Origin of the sequence: Cronbergia sp. UHCC 0137, assembly GCF_034932285.1 — a bacterium.
Lineage (GTDB): Bacteria > Cyanobacteriota > Cyanobacteriia > Cyanobacteriales > Nostocaceae > Cronbergia.
Genome location: NZ_JAYGHC010000001.1, coordinates 44,890 through 63,223, shown reverse-complemented (window position 1 = coordinate 63,223; position 18,334 = coordinate 44,890). Strand labels below are relative to the sequence as shown.

Annotated in this window: 8 protein-coding genes; all 8 read right to left on the bottom strand. The window is 37.1% G+C overall.

The genetic code is table 11. The annotated features are described in order from the left end of the window. Positions 1 to 138: 138 nt before the first annotated feature. The 8 genes from VB711_RS00210 to VB711_RS00175 all read right to left on the bottom strand — a co-directional run bounded on the left by VB711_RS00210 (position 139) and on the right by VB711_RS00175 (position 18,187). On the bottom strand, positions 139 to 1,284 hold the full coding sequence (locus VB711_RS00210) for an acyltransferase (RefSeq protein WP_323283657.1): 1,146 nt from the start codon (positions 1,282 to 1,284) through the stop codon (positions 139 to 141). Positions 1,285 to 1,335: 51 nt separating this feature from the next. Then, a complete protein-coding gene (locus VB711_RS00205; RefSeq protein ID WP_323283656.1) occupies positions 1,336 to 2,673 on the bottom strand; it encodes a fatty acid--CoA ligase family protein in 1,338 nt (445 codons plus the stop codon). Continuing rightward, entirely contained in the window at positions 2,673 to 3,017 is a 345-nt protein-coding gene (locus VB711_RS00200) for a hypothetical protein (RefSeq protein ID WP_323283655.1), read from the bottom strand. Before VB711_RS00200 ends, VB711_RS00205 begins: the two co-directional genes overlap by 1 nt. After that, entirely contained in the window at positions 3,014 to 4,024 is a 1,011-nt protein-coding gene (locus VB711_RS00195) for a hypothetical protein (RefSeq protein WP_323283654.1), read from the bottom strand. Before VB711_RS00195 ends, VB711_RS00200 begins: the two co-directional genes overlap by 4 nt. Positions 4,025 to 4,247: 223 nt before the next feature. Further along, positions 4,248 to 5,588, bottom strand: coding sequence for an alpha/beta hydrolase (locus tag VB711_RS00190; RefSeq protein ID WP_323283653.1), 1,341 nt, complete (start codon positions 5,586 to 5,588; stop codon positions 4,248 to 4,250). After that, positions 5,585 to 6,946: an MFS transporter gene (locus VB711_RS00185; RefSeq protein WP_323283652.1), complete on the bottom strand. Its 1,362-nt coding sequence runs from the start codon at positions 6,944 to 6,946 to the stop codon at positions 5,585 to 5,587. The genes VB711_RS00190 and VB711_RS00185 overlap by 4 nt, the downstream gene beginning before the upstream one ends. Positions 6,947 to 7,014: 68 nt before the next feature. Then, positions 7,015 to 7,242, bottom strand: coding sequence for a hypothetical protein (locus tag VB711_RS00180; RefSeq protein WP_323283651.1), 228 nt, complete (start codon positions 7,240 to 7,242; stop codon positions 7,015 to 7,017). Positions 7,243 to 7,267: 25 nt separating this feature from the next. Then, positions 7,268 to 18,187 carry a non-ribosomal peptide synthetase gene (locus tag VB711_RS00175; protein WP_323283650.1) on the bottom strand — a complete coding sequence of 3,640 codons (10,920 nt, stop codon included), beginning with the start codon at positions 18,185 to 18,187 and terminating at the stop codon, positions 7,268 to 7,270. Positions 18,188 to 18,334: the final 147 nt, after the last annotated feature.

The following is an 18,334-nucleotide window of genomic DNA, read 5'->3' as shown; positions in this document are numbered from 1 at the left end:
ATTACACAACTGATTTTTCTGTTCCCTGTTCCCTGATTTAATTTTGTCCGACTACTTATCAAATAATCTGGTTCATATTTTTTTGATTAATTTTTCTAGTTCCATTTGTACACAACAATAAATACTTTTCTTGTCGGTCTAAGACTTGATGGATATTTCTTCATCGGAAGTCCGGGTGAGTTTACCAAGAAAATATTTTTTCAGATAAAATATATAGATTTTATTATCCTCCAATGTTCTTTGTGTATGACAACCGACAAGAAAACGGAACAAGGGAATTAGACCTATTAAATATACTAATAACATACTGCTTACATTTAATATAACTGTATATATTAAAGCGATCAAAATATCATGGGGATATTGAAGATTAAACCTGAAATGTAACTCTTGACCAATCAAAATATGAACTAAATACACACCGAAAGTGCTGGGTGCTAATAAACGGCATATTTTCACTATCTTGGAATTTTCAGTTATTTCTTTTGTCAAATAAATAAGCATTCCGAAAATGCCAATGGAAAATATCATTACTGTTACACTAGAATAAAGATTGCTGTAAAAAAAACCACTAGCTCCAGTTTGAAATAACATTTCCAGATATCTACCCATAATATTAGATATCAACCCTGTGACAGATAAAATAATGAAAATTCTGATATTATCAATTGTATGGCACAAGAGAAAACGACCAACGAGATAATATCCTAGATATGATACCCAGCGTAGAGTTCCATGCCATTTCCAAAGTTGAAATATCTGATTATAACTATCTACGCAAGTTGTGATGAAAAGGAGAATTATGATCAAAATCAACTCTTCTCGTTTGGTCGATATTTTCTTGATTAATAACCGCAACCAAGGGGTTAATAAATACAAACCCAGGATGGCAAATAAAAAATATAAATGCCAAGATATGTGACCATGCCATAGATCGTCTATGAGATATTCCAAAGATATATCAGGACTCCATTTTTTTTCTAAGAAAAAATACACAACGCCCCAAAATAACAGAGGTATTCCGATTCTTAAAAGGCGTTTTTTATAGAAAACGAGAGGAGATTCATCAAGAGACTGGGGTGAAAGTAACAAAGCACCACTCAACATAATAAATGCAGGAACTGCCCAAATAGATAGGCTTTGTCCTATATTTAACGACCACCAAGCTATATCTAGTGAGGTTGAAGTTCTGACTGAATATTGAGTAATATGGATAAACAAAACTGTAAAGGTGGCAACAACTCTAATTATGTCTCCTGTCGGCCAATATTTGTATTCTTTCATTTGAATTACCAAAGTTATGAATCTGTTAATTGGTAGGTTTGTCTTGAGAAACTATCGGCTTTTTTTAAAGCGATCGCTATGGAGTCTTTCCTGTACTATTGTCACCCGCACGGGAATTTTATAAGACTCTAGTTTGTCTTGACAAAAAGCTCGTAATCTGACCCGAAAGTCCCGTAAAGATTCATCTGTTGTTAGACGTACCTTGGCAGTAACTATATTACCAGTAATGGGATTTGCTTCACCTTTAACTGAAACCTCTGCCACACCTGCCATAGCCTGTAAAACACTCTCAACTTCGGCCGGATAAACCTTCTGACCACCAACGTTAATTATTTCCGATTTACGTCCGAGAATTTTCAGCCACTCACCGTCAATTTCCACCACATCCCCTGTCATGTACCAACCATCTGGGGTAAAAGGTGCGGGAGCGTTCAAGTACCCAAGCATGGCACTTTTGGCTTTAATTTCCAGCATTCCGTTGACGATGCGGGTTTCATATCCTTCACCACCTACTTTAAACCAGAGAGAATCAGAAGATCGGGATTTTGAACGCATGATACCCAGTTCTGTAAGTCCATAGGTTTGATGAAAGCGGATTTGGGGAAAAAGTTGGTTTAAGTTGCTGAGGACGCTTTCTGGCATGACTTCTGTCCCATAGGTAACAATTTCTAAGGAACTCAGGTCATATCGCTGATGAACACCACTCAAAAGCAGGAGTGTGAGAAAGGTAGGTGAAGTAGGTAATACCTGTACTCGATGTTGAGCGATCGCTGCGGCTACTGTTTCGGGAGAGTGATTCAAGGGTATAATTGCACATCCCCCATTGGCTAGAATGTGCAGCAGGGTATTAATACCACCAATATGATCAAATAGTAAAAATAGTAGTGTCCTCTGAGTAGGTCTGAGGGTTTGAAACTTCTCTTGCATCAGAGCAAAATCATGAATAGCTGCTTTACTCTTACCTGTTGACCCAGATGTAAAAATGATCAGTCCTGGATGTTGACGATCGCGCAGTTGACACAGAAGCTCATGGTTAGCTTGAGTTCCGGTTTTTTCCAGATTCACATTATCTTCTGCATCTATTTTGATGATCCATTCTACTTCTGCGATCTGACGCAACTCAGCCCGACTGGTTTTCATTTCTGCTGTTAAAACTGCTACTATGCAATCTTGCTGGAGTAAGGCTAATAACAAGGCCACAGCATTGGGTGAAAAGTCCGCTTCCAGAGTGACGACTGCACCTTTAGGAATCAACTCCGTCTGTAAACGTTCCTGCCAAAATTGCACCAGTTGACTCAGTTCACCATAAAGCAGAGAGCGATCGCGCCAAATCAATGCTTCCGCGTCTTTAGTTTGCTCAAACCTGTCTAGCAGAAATTCGATAGCCATCAGACACCCCCACAGACAGTAGGATGATGAATACAATTGACAATATAATCGGTTAATGTTCCTACTGTAGCCAGTGGATTGGTGCTACTGGGTGTAATTTCAGTAATTGTGCTAGTTAAACTGATTGTTAATCCCAACTCTGCCTCAATATCCTGTTCAATCGCTACCAGTAATGAGGTCAGTCCTAATGAATCAATAAATCCACCCCCGGCTAGAATATTAGCCGCCTCACCTTGTTCAATTTGGATGCGTCCCCAACCTTGGGCAGTTATTTCTTCAATACAGGCCAGGATAATCTCCCGAACATTGTCATGAAACTGCGATCGTTCTTGCATATAATTCATATAATACTTAACTCCGCTTGTATTTTGCTTAACCAATCTTGAATCTGACAGTGGAAGTCTTGCTCTCTCTGGATTACCTGAGCCAGAAAATCTATAAACTTTTGGACTTGGGCATCATTTACCACTGACTTTTTCCGTACAAGGGGGAGAAATATTTTGTATACTTCTTCCCATAAGTCAACCACTACAAGCATCTCATGACAAATCTCTGAAAGAGGAATATTGAGTTGTTGATTTAAGTCATGGAGTAAGTCCCGCAGATAATAGCGACTCCAACGCATATCAAAGAGACATTTTCCCAGAGATTGGGGAATTTCTCTTGTTTTGGAGTAATAAGAACTAAAAGCTTCATGGATATAATTACTCAGAGCCACCCCTGACAAATAAATCCTACCGGGTCTAGTTCTAGTCCGTCCTTCCAAAAAGGCGCTATTCACGCGATCGAGAATATTAATTGCTAGTTGATCTAGTTTTTCAGTTTGATAATTTGCTGCAAGCGTCACGTTGATTATACCGTAACTGAGGAGTAAGGAAAAGCCTCTAGCTTGAGTAAATTCTTTAAACTGGACATTACCACGCCAAAATTTTGCTAATGCCTCCAGGGAAATAGTAGCAACAAATTTGTTTGGTATAGGATCATAAAGCAGAACTTCATCAGATCCTAAGCCAATCACAGATATATAGTGATCAGAAATCTGAAAATCGCCACCTAAAGTAGAAGTGGTGCGGGGTTGAAGATAATTGGGATTTTGGAAATCTGGACTGTATGGTAATTCGTAGGTAGTTCCTGACAGGATCACAGGTTCATTGCGTTGGATACGGGTGCTAATTTGAGCCAGTCCTTCTTCACAAGAAGATGCACTGGTAATAGTTAACTCAAATAAGTTTATTTCCTCTGCAAATAGCTTGTTACCCATCACCATAACTGGATTCGGCACTAAATCAGCAGTATTGACACTAAATACAGGAACACTCCAAAAATCGGAATTAGCTAGTAAACTGAGCATACTTTTACCAGTAATCTGCCGCAAATACAAATCCACTAAAGGGTAGTGACATTTGTAGTAAGGAGGAATATCAAGCCTGAGTTCTGAGGAAAGAGCGATTTTATCCACGTTATTGTTTATACCCTATTCAAGTTTTAAGTTATGGCAACCGCCATGTTAGCGCAGGTTGGCGTAAGCCATTGATGAAACTCGTTTCACAACAGGGTTTTACTCCTGACTCCTGCTATATGGATTCAGACTTAGACCAGCATTCAATTTTATACTCTATTTCTGTATCAGCAAGTGCTTTTAAAACCCGTAGTGGTATGGGTGAACCGTCTTTTTGTCGCTCAAAGTTACGCATTCCACAGCTAAAAACATCTGCTAGGATGAAACCTCGTGGTAAGGTATATTTGCCCTCGTAAATATTTGTACTGATACGCTGTAAAAATAATGTGCCAAAATATATCTGTTCAACCTCTGGGGTTGACTCTGGAACATGGGCGCGAAGGTTAATTTGCACTTGATCAGGGAGATTGGATACCACAGTGTAACTACGGGATGTTTCTAATCCTTGAGAAAAGAAAGACACTTTCGTTACACCAGGAGAAAGTCCAATCATCCGGTTTCCCTGTTCCACAGTAATTATTTGTGGTTGTTGAATATGATAATTACCAGTTATGTCACTGCATTTAAAGCCGGTGTTATACTCCACAATGGGATTAACTATTAGTGGTTTGCTTCCTACCCCTAGAATATCTTCACCCTGTAGTTTTACTGAAACTGGCTGACCCCTATCACCAAAAAATAGCAACAGTGGATTCTTCAGACGCTTACCCCAATAGGTTTCATAGTGAGGGGAATTAGGTTCAACATAGTAAAACAGGTCAGTATTAGGGACACAACCTTGAGTTATTAGTGCATCAACCAATTCTCCGACAGGACGGGTGTAAATTCCTTCAGCATCGCCAGTATCAATCCAAAGCATAAACTCTGGTTTGTCTATCGGCCAGGGGTATAACCAAGTATTAGTATCAAAACTACGGACAACAGGGGAAAGCATCCCGACTTTGCCAAAAATATGGGGGTGTCGTACAGCGATATTGTAACTAACAGTTGCACCAGAAGAAGCTCCGATTATAGCAGTGTGAGAGCGATCGCTCAATGTCCTAAAATTTTCATCTATAAACGGCTTTACCTCTTGCACTATAAAGCTTTCGTACAGATAACCTGTCATTGGGATATCTTGATAGAAGGATGCATAGTGCCAGTAATCAGATGCTACAGTAGCCGCCGCCGCCGCAATACCAACCACAATAATTTCATCAATTAAATGACCATCAAGTAGTTCTTCAATTGTTTCATGCACCCGCCAAGATTGACTATCCGATTTTTTGGGTTCAAATAAGTGCTGCCCATAGTGCATATAAAGCACAGGATAACGCCGTTGAGAATCATCCTGATAACTGGGAGGCAGATAAAGATATAATTTGCGTACAAACCCAAAAATTGTTGAGTGTAACTCAAATTTTTCTAGCTGGCCTCTAATTGTTTTTTTCCTGTTTTGCTGGCTATCTGGATTCATAAATCCTCTACAATTTCTTTACGAGTCACTATTAATTGTTGAGTGTTCGACTCAGAATTGATATTTCTCAAGGCGAAATAAGTGTAAAGACTAATTGATATCATCAAAATCAGCAGTCCTTCCATTACCATCAAAAATCCAATTCCTCGCCCTTGGCCAGTTCCAATTAAAGCTCCTATACTCGTAGATAACAGCCCATCATCTAATAACATGGGTTCTAAAAATTTATCGGTTAGAGGACTAGCACTGAGATTACCAAAAGCCAGTGCCAACCCTATAAATGTACTATACAGCGAAATAACCCGTCCTTGAACATTGGAATTGACGCTAGTTTGCCAAATTGTCATGTTAGTGCTGAGAATAATTGGTAAGGTAAAAAAGGACAGAAAAAGACCAATGGAAATAATAGGAATATAGGGTTTAATTCCGGTAATAATTAAAGCAATACCATTCAATGCTGCAAAAGTAAACAAAGTAGAAATATATTTTTTACCTCCTCCCCAAATACTCATTAATATGCTACCAATTAACATTCCAGAACCAGCAATTGACATAACGCTACCAAAGGTTTTAGCTGAAGAAAAAGATAAAATCAGAGGATTAATCAAAACCGTTGTCATCCCATCTACAAAAAAGTGAATGGTCATAAATGCTAGTAAAATCAACAAAATTGCGTTATCTGCAATAGCATTCCAACCATAAGCAATATCATTAAGCATGGTATTGATACGAATGCCTTGAGTTGATGTAGTTCTAGGTTCTGGTTGGGGAATTTCAATAATTAAGAGAGTAAATAAACCAATTAAGTAGGTAGAAAAATCAACGATTAACAAACCTTCAAGTTGTATACTAGCAATAAGTATACCTGCTAAAATTGGGGCGGTTAGTTGTCCTACGGCTGTGCTAAAATAAATTAGTCCATTAGCTCTTCCCATTTGATGTTTTTTCACCATCATCGGTAAAGCTGCACCCTTAGCAATCATTTGAAAAGAACCGCAAACAGATGTGCAGAATGCTGTGATGTAAGTATGCCAAATCTCTAGATGATCTGTGAATAAAAGTACAGCAAGTGCTAGTGTTACAGTGGCTGCTGCTAAGTCACTAAAAATAATTGTCCATTTACGATTCCACCTATCTACCAATGCACCCACAAAAGGCGTAATTAATACACCTGGTAAAGTCGTAAAAAATATGACTAAACTTAATCCCGCCACTTCGTGAGTATTTTGATAAACCCAAATACCTAAACCAAATCCGGTCAGACGATTACCAATTTCTGACAAAGATTGTCCTATCCAGAAAATAATAAAATTACGCAGTTCACGAATTATTACAATTAGTTTATTTAGGTGTTTCATGCACATACTCACATATCATTGGTTTATTTGGGTTTATTTCTTACTTACAGTTACGACTTCAAAAGCTTCTAATACGGAACAGGTATTTTCCCCCTCCTAAAATTATAAACCTCGCTGTTGCATGGCGCTGTAATAAATTCTTCTATAAAATTATCTCCCACAGCATGGGCATCAAAATCATTAAAGGGAATTTTTACTGCTAGGTCGTGACTAAGTTGGGCAGACGTATAACAATTTACATCAAAATAGTCTGGAGCAATTAATCCTGATGAATCGGTAATAAGTAGTTTTTTCATGTTTTTTTGAATTGAGTTTTTGGAATTAATTTCTTTGTTGTTTTGCTGCCAAAAGTTGGGCTTTTTCTTCTGGGGTCATGCGTTTGAGACGTAAAAAGGCTTTGGCAATTTTTTCTGTATTACCTAATTTACTTTCTCTCTCTACTAAAAGAGAGGCTATTTTTTCAATACTTACAGCATCAAATAGTTCTCTTAATGCCAAATCAACTGCAAATATTTTTTTAATCCGTCCATGAAATTGTCCAGCTAAAAGTGAATGTCCTCCTAAATGGAAGAAGTTATCTTTTACCCCCACCTTTTCAATTTTAAGTAATTCTTGCCACATTTCTACTAATGCTTCTTCAATCGGGTTTCTGGGTGCTAAATAATCTCCTCTTTCTTCTGTTTGAGTGGGTGCGGGTAAAGCACGACGATTAATTTTATTATTGGCTGTGAGAGGCATTTTATCTAAGAAAACCCAAGCTGAAGGAATCATATAGTCAGGCAATTTTGCTGATAGATATAGACGCAGGTTTTCTATTGTAGGTGTTTCATTTTGAGCGACTAAATAAGCTACCAGACGTTTATCTGCGGGGGTATCACCAACTACTTGAATAACGGCTTGAGTAATAGCTGGATGACTTTCCAGAATAGTTTCAATTTCTCCTAGTTCAATGCGATAACCGCGTATTTTTACTTGATAATCTAGTCTGCCTAAAAACTCAATTTCTCCATTTGGTAGCGATCGCGCTAAATCTCCGGTTCGATATAAACGCTGTCCTGGTTGTTGTGCAAATGGGTCAGGGATAAATTTGGTTGATGTTAGTGTTGTGTTGCCTCTATAACCCCGTGCTAGTCCCATACCACCAATATACAATTCCCCAGCAATTCCTGGTGGTAATGGATTTAAACCACTGTCCAAAATATATAAAGATGTGTTAGCAATTCCTTGACCAATAGAAAGTGCATCTTCTGGTTGCTGTATTTGCTTCATGGACGACCAAATGGTGGTTTCTGTCGGTCCGTAAACGTTCCATAAATTTACCTTCAAATCTAAAAGAGAAGCAGCTAATTCCACAGGCATTGCTTCCCCTCCGCAGAGAGTACAAAAATGCTCTTTTGGTTGCCAGTTTGCTGTTAATAATAGTCTCCAAGTGCTAGGAGTTGCTTGCATAATTGTTGCTTGGGTTTGTTGCAACAATTGAGCTAATTCAAATCCATCTATGGTTGTTTCTTTGTCAGCAATAACTAATTTCGCGCCACTAATTAAGGGTAAAAATAATTCTAGTCCGGCAATATCAAAGGAGATTGTTGTAACTGCAACTAAGGTATCTGCGGCTGTTAGTTGTAATTTTTCTTGGAAACTGAGGAGAAAATTCACTAAAGATTGATGCTGAATTTGTACTCCTTTGGGTTTGCCGGTAGAACCGGAAGTGTATATTACATAAGCTAAATCTAAGGGGTTTTGCGGTGGGAAATTAACTGTTTCTGATGGTGGTATTGCTTCTAACAGCAGAATTTGGGCTGATGATTTTGGTAGTTGGTCAGCAATTTGAGATTCTGTGAGTATGATAGAGGCATTACTATCATTAAGTATCCATTCTAAGCGATCGCTAGGGAAGGCTGGATCTAATGGTAAATAAGCTGCACCAGCTTTGATAATTCCTAATAATGCCATAACTAACCCTGGATGGCGTTCTAAACAAACTGCTACTAATGTTTCTTTTGTAATTCCTATTTGTATTAATGCTTGGGCAATTTGGTGAGATTTTTGATCTAATTCGCCATAAGTTAACCATGTTTCACCTTGTAAAATGGCGGGTGAGTTGGGGTTTTTTGCGACTTGTTGGTTAAATAAATCCAGTATGGTGGTAATTGGTAATTGGTAATTAGTAATTGGTAAAACAGGAGAAGTTTGCAGACCGATTTCACCAATAAATTGTGGTGATTTGGTAGCAAAGGTGGTTAAGATGTGTGTGAGTTGCTGTAGTAGGTTTTCCCGTTCTTCTACTGTTCCTATTGATTTCTGGAAGGCAATTTTTAGAGTTAAATCTTGTCCTGGTAATGCGTATAGACTGACAGGATAATGATTTTTTTCTAATGATTCTACGCCATTGATGATTAATTCACCGGGATGGTTACGCAAATTTTCGCCTACGGGATAATTTTCATAAACTACTATGGACTCAAATAAAGATTCACCTCTGTTGATATCACTCCAACCTTGAATATCTACTAGGCGACTGTAGGAATATTCGTTAATTGATAGAATGCGATCGCCTATTTCTTTTAACCATTGTCGTACAGGTGTAGCCACATCCAATTTTAACCGCAAAGGTAGGGTATTAATAAATAAACCTACCATCTGATTAAAACCTGATAATTCTGCTGGTCTTCCTGAAACTGTTACACCAAACACAACTTCATCAACACCGTTATATTTACTCAACAAAATTCCCCAAGCTGCTTGGATTAAGGTATTGAGGGTAATTTGATGTTTGTTGGCATAGGTTTTTAGTTGTGTGTAAATTTCTGGTTGTAGAGTAGTTTGCAGGATTTGGTAATCCTCAACAACAGCAGATTTTTGAGTTGTTAATCCTAAACTGGTTGCTGATTCTAAACCTGTTAATTGTTTACGCCAAAAATCTTCTGCTTCTCTACTTTGTTTTTGATGCAACCAATTAATAAAATCACGATAATTTGGTGCTTGTGGTAAATTTAAAATTTGATTATTTTGTTGTGATTGGTAAAAAGCAATTACATCTTGAAATACTAGGGGTAATGACCAACCATCTAACAGTACATGATGATGAGTCCAACAGAATCGCCATTTTTCTGCATCGGTTCTGACTAAGGTTAACCGCATTAAGGGCGCTGTTTCTGTTGATAGTTTTTCTTGACGGTCATTTGTTAATAAATCTATCCATTTTTGCTCTAGTTCGTCAACTTCTAAATTACGCCAATCTTCAGCAATGAAAGGTAAATCTATGCTTCTATGCACTCTCGCTAGGGGACGGGGAAGGGATTTCCAAATAAAGGAAGTCCGCAGACTAGAATGACGGTTAATACAGTTTTTCCAAGCATTTTTAAATATTTCTACATTCAGACTACCTTCAATATTACCTGTTATTTGTTGCAGGTAAATATCTTTCTCGGTTTCGTAATTAGCATGAAAAAGTATCCCTTCTTGAACTGGTGCAAGGGTATAAATATCTTCTATATCGGTAATACCCTCTACAGCTATATTTAACTGTTCCTCAGTCAAATTGGCTAAAGGAAAATCTTCTGGTAGGAAATTTACAACTTTTTCTTCACTAACTGTTAATAAATTGCGTAAACATCTTTGATAATTATCTACAAAATTGTGAATAGTTGCTTCTTGATGTAAAGCTTTACTAAAACCAAACCGCATTTGCAGTTGACTGTTAACTATTAAACTCGTTATTTCTAACTGAAAACCACGTTGATTTTCTGGATGTCGAGAAATTCCTGTATCTTCAGCAGCAGGTGTAAAGGGTGCATCTGGTGAAAGTTGTTCGTCAAATTGTCCTAAGTAGTTAAAGATAATCCCTTGGGGAATGGGTGGTAAAATTTCCGCATATTCTGGTTTTTGACTGAGAATACCGTAAGAAAAACCATTATTTGGTAAGTTTCTAAGATGTGTTTTAATACTGGCTAAGTTGTCTAAAATATCACTATTTGTTGTTGTTAATTTACAAGGGAATAAAGATGTAAACCAACCCACAGCATCGGCTATATCTAAACTTGTTTCTCTTCCGTGACTTTCTAAAGCAATGACAATTTCTGATTTACCCGTCCATCCTGTCACTGTTGCTGCAAGTGCTGTCAACAAAACTTCTTGAATGCGTGCTTTGCGGGTTCGAGGAAGTTCAAATAATAGTTTTTCTGTTTCTGCTTTGGTGAAATTACACTCAATTTGTGTGGCTGAATTTTCTTTGTTATTTGCTATTCCTTCAGGAAAATCTAGGGGTAATGTGAAACTATCAACTGTTTGATTTTTCCAGAAGTTAACATCTTCTTGGTAATTAGCATTTTCAATATTTTGCTGTAAATAATGACTCCATTGAGGGAAACTCACACCCTGTTTTTGTAAAGATTGTCGAGTATTGTTAGCAATATTCCCAGCTAAATCTTGCAAAATTACACGCCAAGAAACTCCATCAACTATGAGGTGATGAATAATTAATAATAATTTTTCGGCTGTGTTGGCTGGTGTTTGGAAATAAACTGCACGGAATAAATTACCAGTTTCTAGATTTAGTTGACTTTGAAATTTCGTGGCTAGGTTTTGTATTTGTGCAGCTAATTGAGTTTCTGGGATATTTGTTAAATCAACAATATCCAAATTTACACCTTGAATATTATTATCTAATTTCTGTAACCAACCTGTTTCTATTTGCTGAAATTTTAACCGGAAAACTGGATGTTTTTTAAATATTTGATTTACAGCTTTTTGCAATCTGGCTATGTTGAATTGTGGTTTGATATCTAATAAAATTGCCTGATTCCAATATTCTGGATGTGCTAATGATTGTTGGAAAAACCACTGTTGAATGGGAGTTAAAGGAATTTCTCCGGTTTGAATAATTGGTAAATTTGAAGATTGATGATCTACTTTTCTGACGTGAGTAGCTAAATCACTGATTTGGGGATAATTAAATAAATCTTGAGGGGTGAAATAAAAACCTAAATCCCTGGCTTTAGCAATAATTTGTAAGCCAATAATTGAATCTCCACCCATTTCAAAAAAGTTATCATGAACGCCAACGCGAGATACTTGTAATACCTGTTGCCAAAGTTGAGTTAATATATTTTCATTTTCGGTTTGTGGTGCAATATATTCTTCTTTTGTGGTTATTTCTGAAATTTCTGGATCGGGTAAAGAATTAATGTCAATTTTACCATTGGGTAATAATGGCCAAGTGTCAATACTGACAAATAAAGCCGGAATCATGTAATCTGGGAGAATCTGCGCTAATTCCAAACGCAGGACTTTTTGCCAGTTATTTGGTATTTCTTGAAGTTGTAAATAAGCAACCAGACGATTTGGTTTTTCAGGTTGAGAAATTGCTTTAATTACCGCACGATTTACCCAAGATTGTTGTTCTAATGCAGCGATAATTTCATTGGGTTCGATGCGGAAACCGCGAATTTTCACTTGTTGGTCTGCACGTCCGAGAAATTCTATTTTACCATCTGGTAAGTAACGAGCGCGATCGCCTGTACGATACATTCTTTCACCTGCAACAAAAGGATCGGGTAAAAAGCGTTCCCCAGTCTTTCCTGGTGCATTCCAATATCCACGCGCTAATTGATAACCCGATACAAATAACTCTCCTGGTGTTCCTACGGGTACAGACTGCATCCAGGAATTGAGAACATATAATCTAGTGTTGCTGACTGCTTCACCAATGGGAATATTTTCATGATTTTCGTGATCTCTGCAATTATGAGCAGTAACATCAATTGTAGTTTCTGCTGGTCCATAAAGATTGATTAAAGGAATAGCTAATTTTTGTTTAAATTCATCCCAAATCCGCTTTTTCAGGGCTTCACCACCGCTAAATACTAACCGTAAACTAGCACATTGAGAAAATCCAGGTTCACCCAAAATTATCTCTAATAAACTGGGTACTAATTGCAGTAAAGTGACATTTTCTTGTTGAATAGTTTTCACTAAATAAGCTGGATCTTGATGTCCTCCTGGTTTAGCCATCACCAGTTTTGCACCCACCATTAAAGGTGTCCAAAATTCCCACACAGAAGCATCAAAACTAAATGGTGTTTTTTGCAAAACTACATCATGTTTATTAACTGCAAAATGCTCTAAAAACCAAGTTTGATGATTAGCTAATGCTTGGTGAGAAATAGCAACTCCTTTAGGTCTACCCGTTGAACCAGAAGTAAAAATAATATAGGCGATATTGTCAGGTAAAACCGCAATTTCTAGATTTTCATCAGATTGATTTGCAATTTCTTGACTGTAAGTATCAAGACAAATACTTTGCTGATAATTGACTTTCAAATCTGATCGAGTGAGTAATAAATTAACTTTCCCATCTTCCAACATAGATTGGATACGCACCGGGGGATAATGGGGGTCTATTGGCACATAACAACCACCTGTTTTGAGTACCCCTAGCATGGCACAAACCATATCTAAAGAACGTTCTAAACAAATACCTACAGGTTGTTCTTGACTAATATCATGCTGTTGTAAAAACCGCGCTAATTGATTAGCTTTTTGGTTTAATTTTTGATAAGTCCAACTTTCACCTTCACAAACAACTGCAATAGCATCAGGATTTATTGCTGCTTGTTCAGCGACAAATTCATGAACTGGGGTAATTTGTGGAGGGATTGGTAATTCACTTACCCCAAATATCTCTGTAACACGGTTCGTTCTTTCATTAACTTTGTATGATTCCTGTAAAATATCCCGATTACCTTGAGGATTTTCACTCAATAATTCAGCACAATTTTGATAGTAATCAGCAATGCTAGAAATTTGCTCTTGGCTAAATTCTCGACAGCTATAAGTAATATTCAAACTGATATTAACAGCCGCTACTTCTTCACTCCAACTAACTGCAAAGGGAATATTTGTTTCATCTAAGGATGTTGAATTTATTAATTCTACTTCTCGCCAATTTAATAACCCTTTATAAACATGAAAATGGACGAAATTAAAAGAGGTTTCATATAAAGGTTGATTATTATTTAACCTTTGTACTTCTGCTAAAGGAAAACGACGATTTGGCATTAATGCTTGTTCAGCACGCCATGTTTCTGTAATCAAATCTACCCAAGAACCACAGGGTAATTTTAACCGTAATGGTAGTGTATTTAAAAACAGACCTAAAAGGCGATCGCTATCGGTTTCATCCGGTCTACCATTACTAACCAAACCTGTAACTATTTCCTCTTCTCCTGAAAACACAGCCAAAATATGCAAATGTAACGCCAGTAATACAGTTCTTAAAGGTACACCCAATTGATGGGATACATCTTTTAAACCTTGAGAAATCGTGTCTTGTAAAGTGATATCAATTTTCCCCATATTTGGCTGTAATTCTGGAGAAATTGCCATCGGTAAACGGGGTATTTTAGTAAACGGAATCTCTGCTAGTTGTTGTTGCCAAAATTCTTTTTGTTTGTGGTCTTTTAAAGCTTGTTGTTCTAAAGCAATAAACCGAGAATATTCTAAATTAGTCTGAGGAGGTAAAGCAGGTACACCCTTACCCATTAAATGTAAATATAAACCTGTTAATTCTGCCAAAAAGTTAGCTAAACTCCAACCATCCATAATGGCATGATGCAAAGTAAAAGTAGCTTGCATCACATTTTCATCTAACTGATGAATATGAAAACGCATTAACGGCGCAATTTGATAATTAAACCGATTTTCCCTCTCTTGATCAATAAAAGTTTTGATATAATCATCTTGTGTTGATGGTGATAAATTCTGTAAATCTGTAAACATCACCTTTGCAGGTACATCTTTAACAATTACTTGCAATGGTTGACTAAATTCAGCTAAATAAAATGCAGTTCTTAATACTCGATGTCTGGTAAACATTTGAGTATAAGCTTGTTCCCAAACTTTGATATCAAAAGGTATGCGAATACGGAAACTAAAAACATCATGGTAAGTTGTGGAAGTTTGGGAATACTCACCATGAAATAACATTCCTGCTTGTAGTTGTGCTAAAGGATAAGCATCATCAGCTATATTTTCTAGTTTTTCTCGATCTTTAGTTGCAATTAAAGCAAAGGGTTCTTGATGGTAATTCTGATTTTCTGCCGTTGTTGCTGTCTCTAAAAATTCCGCTAATTTTGATAAAACCGGATGAGAAAAGATTTGCTCAATTTTCAAATTTAATCCTGCTGCTTGTGCTAATGAACAAACGCGAATACTGCGGATAGAATCGCCACCTAAAACAAAATAATTATCAAATCTGCCAACGCGATTTACTCCTAAAACTTGTTGCCAAATTTCTGCTAATTTCTGCTCAATTTCTGTTTCCGGTGCAACAAATTCAATTCCTAAATTCTCTCTTTGAATCTCTGGAACAGGCAAAGATTTTCTATCTATTTTCCCATTGGGTGTAAGAGGGAATTTATCTAGATAAACAATCTGCGCGGGAATCATATAATCAGGTAAATACTGTTGCAGATGATTTCGCAGAGTTTCAATAGTTGGTTGTTTGCCTGGAGTACAAACCAAATAGGCAATTAAGCGTTTTTGATTTGTTTCTGCATCATCCGCAACTATGACAATATTTTCCTGTATATCAATAAACTGAGCAATAGCAGCTTCAATCTCGCCGATTTCAATGCGGAAACCACGAATTTTGACTTGGTGATCTATGCGTCCTAAATATTCTAAATCACCATTGGGCAAAAAACGACCTAAATCACCTGTACGATATAAACGGGAATTTGGTTTAAATCTATCTTCAATAAATCTTTCTGCTGTTAATTCTGGTCGGTTTAAATAACCACGCGCAACTCCTGCACCACCAACATACATTTCCCCAATTACACCTGTCGGTAAATGATTACCATCAGGATCAAGAATATAAAGATATAAATCGGGAATTGGTTGACCAATTAAACTTCCAGAGGAGTTGTCTAAATCTTGTTTACTAATTGGTCTATAGGTAACATGAACTGTAGTTTCTGTAATCCCATACATATTAACCAAGCGCGTCTGATTTTCTCCATAATTTTCAAACCAAGGACGCAAACTTGCTAGGTTTAAAGCTTCCCCACCAAAGATAATATAGCGTAAATTAGCAAGATTATAATTTATATTTTGACAAGCTAATAATTGAGCAAATGCTGAGGGAGTTTGATTGAGAACAGTAACTTTTTGCTCTTGTAGAAGTTGTAGAAAACTTTGGGGATCACGACTTACACAGTGAGGAACAATTACTAATCTACCACCATATAACAAAGCTCCCCAAATTTCCCACACAGAAAAGTCAAAAGCAAAGGAATGGAAGAAAGTCCAGACATCTTGTTGATTAAATTCAAACCAATTTTCTGTACTTTTAAATAATCGAATCAGATTATTTTGAGTAACTAATACACCTTTTGGTTTACCCGTAGAACCAGATGTATAAATAATATAAGCACCTGAATTTGGGTTGAGGTTATCTATTGTCAAGACATTATTTGCAACGTTTATATATTCAGCATCTAAACAAATTTTGATTGCTGAATCCGGTAGTTGTTTACTAATATTAGTTGTAGTCAGAATTACTTCTGCACCACAATCATTAATTGTAAATTCAATCCTATCACGGGGATAAGCTGGATCAACAGGAACATATACACCCCCAGCTTTAACTACAGCTAACATGGCTATAATCAGTTCTGGAGTACGTTCTAAACAAATTACTACTCGTTTTTCGGCACTAATTCCTAATGACTGTAAATATCTCGCTATGTGATCAGAACGACTGTCTAATTCTTGATATGTGAGGTTTTCATTGTCATAAGTTAAAGCAATGCGTTCTGGATATTTATTAACTGTTTCTGCAAAAATTTGATTAATAGTAATTGGTGATTGTTCCCTATTTTCTGTTACTTCTTCCTTCTCTCTATAACCTAGTAATGATAAAGACTGTAAAGGTGCTTGAGGATTATTAGCCATATTTAACAATAAATTGCTAAATTGTTCTAGCAATAATTCCATAGCTACTACATCAAACCGAGCCGCATTATAACTTAATTTGAGAGAGATTATATCCCCAGGAACGACGACTAAAGTTAAAGGATAATGGGTAGTTTCAAAGAAGTAGGACTCTGGTACATTCAAACCAAAATCTTCGGTTTTTAAGGTTTTATCAACGGGGAAATTTTCAAAAGCCAGCAAACTTTCAAACATTTGTTGTCCCCGTGGCACATCACTCCAAGTTTGAATATCTGATAAACTGGTGTGTTCAAATTGACGCATTAAAGCTGCACGTGATTGGAGGTTTTGCAACCAACTATCTAGGGTTTGTTCTCCAGATATTAAAACGCGAAATGGTAAGGTATTAATGAAGGGTCCAATCATTCCTTCTACACCTGGCAATTCTGGAGGTCTTCCCGCAACTGTTATCCCATAAACAATATCGTTACTGCGGCTATAACGGTTAAGTAATATTGCCCAAGCGCCTTGAATGACGGTGTTGAGGGTGACGCTACAATTACGGGCTAATTTTTGCAAGAATGCGGTATTTTCTGGTGATAAATTGTGTTTAATTTCTCCGCTTATAAAACCGTTATCGACCTTGCTTTTAGACATCATTAATAGGGGCGTGGCACTTGCAAATTCTGCCATATATTCACGCCAAAATGATTCCCCATCTTGAGGATCTTTCTGTTTTAACCAAGCGATAAAGTCACCATAAGGACGAACATTAGGTAAGGTAATCTCTACATTTTCTTTAGCTGCTTTATGCAACATCAAAAATTCTCGAAGTAAGATTGGCCAAGACCAACCATCTAAAATTATATGGTGATGACTCCATACTAAATACCAGGAATCTTCCCGAAAACGAATTAAGGTAACTCGCATTAATGGGGGACGGTTGAGAACAAATCCCTGGCGTTTGTCTGCTGCTAAAAATTCTTTGAGCCGGGTTTTTTGGGATGAATCACTTAGTCCTCGCCAGTCTTCTTCGGCTATGTTAAATGTCAAATTACGGAATACAACTTGTACGGGTTCGGTTTGTCCTTTGGTAATAATTGCAGTTCGCAAAATTGGATGACGATCTACTAAAGTTTGCCATGCTTGACGGACTGCGACTATGGAAACATCCCCTTGTAATTGACAATGCAATTGTTCAAAATAAACTCCTGACTCTGGTTCGTATAGGGAATGAAATAATAGTCCTTTTTGTAAGGGGGTGAGAGGGAAAATATCTTGGATTTTGTCTTTTAAGCTGGTCATAATTATCAGTTTTTAGTAATTTTTTAATCAGTACATAAAGCTAGATTTAGTTTCGCGCAATCGCTCTTAGCGTTCGTGTAACGTGCCGGAGGCATATCCCGCAGGGTAGCCGCAAAGTGATAAAGAAATTTAGAATGTGGTCTAAAT

Coding starts and splice junctions, on each gene's coding strand:
- VB711_RS00175 (WP_323283650.1), bottom strand. CDS start 18,187: ATGACCAGCTTAAAAGACAAAATCCAAGATATTTTCCCTCTCACCCCC.
- VB711_RS00200 (WP_323283655.1), bottom strand. CDS start 3,017: ATGAATTATATGCAAGAACGATCGCAGTTTCATGACAATGTTCGGGAG.
- VB711_RS00210 (WP_323283657.1), bottom strand. CDS start 1,284: ATGAAAGAATACAAATATTGGCCGACAGGAGACATAATTAGAGTTGTT.
- VB711_RS00185 (WP_323283652.1), bottom strand. CDS start 6,946: ATGAAACACCTAAATAAACTAATTGTAATAATTCGTGAACTGCGTAAT.
- VB711_RS00180 (WP_323283651.1), bottom strand. CDS start 7,242: ATGAAAAAACTACTTATTACCGATTCATCAGGATTAATTGCTCCAGAC.
- VB711_RS00205 (WP_323283656.1), bottom strand. CDS start 2,673: ATGGCTATCGAATTTCTGCTAGACAGGTTTGAGCAAACTAAAGACGCG.
- VB711_RS00190 (WP_323283653.1), bottom strand. CDS start 5,588: ATGAATCCAGATAGCCAGCAAAACAGGAAAAAAACAATTAGAGGCCAG.
- VB711_RS00195 (WP_323283654.1), bottom strand. CDS start 4,024: ATGCTCAGTTTACTAGCTAATTCCGATTTTTGGAGTGTTCCTGTATTT.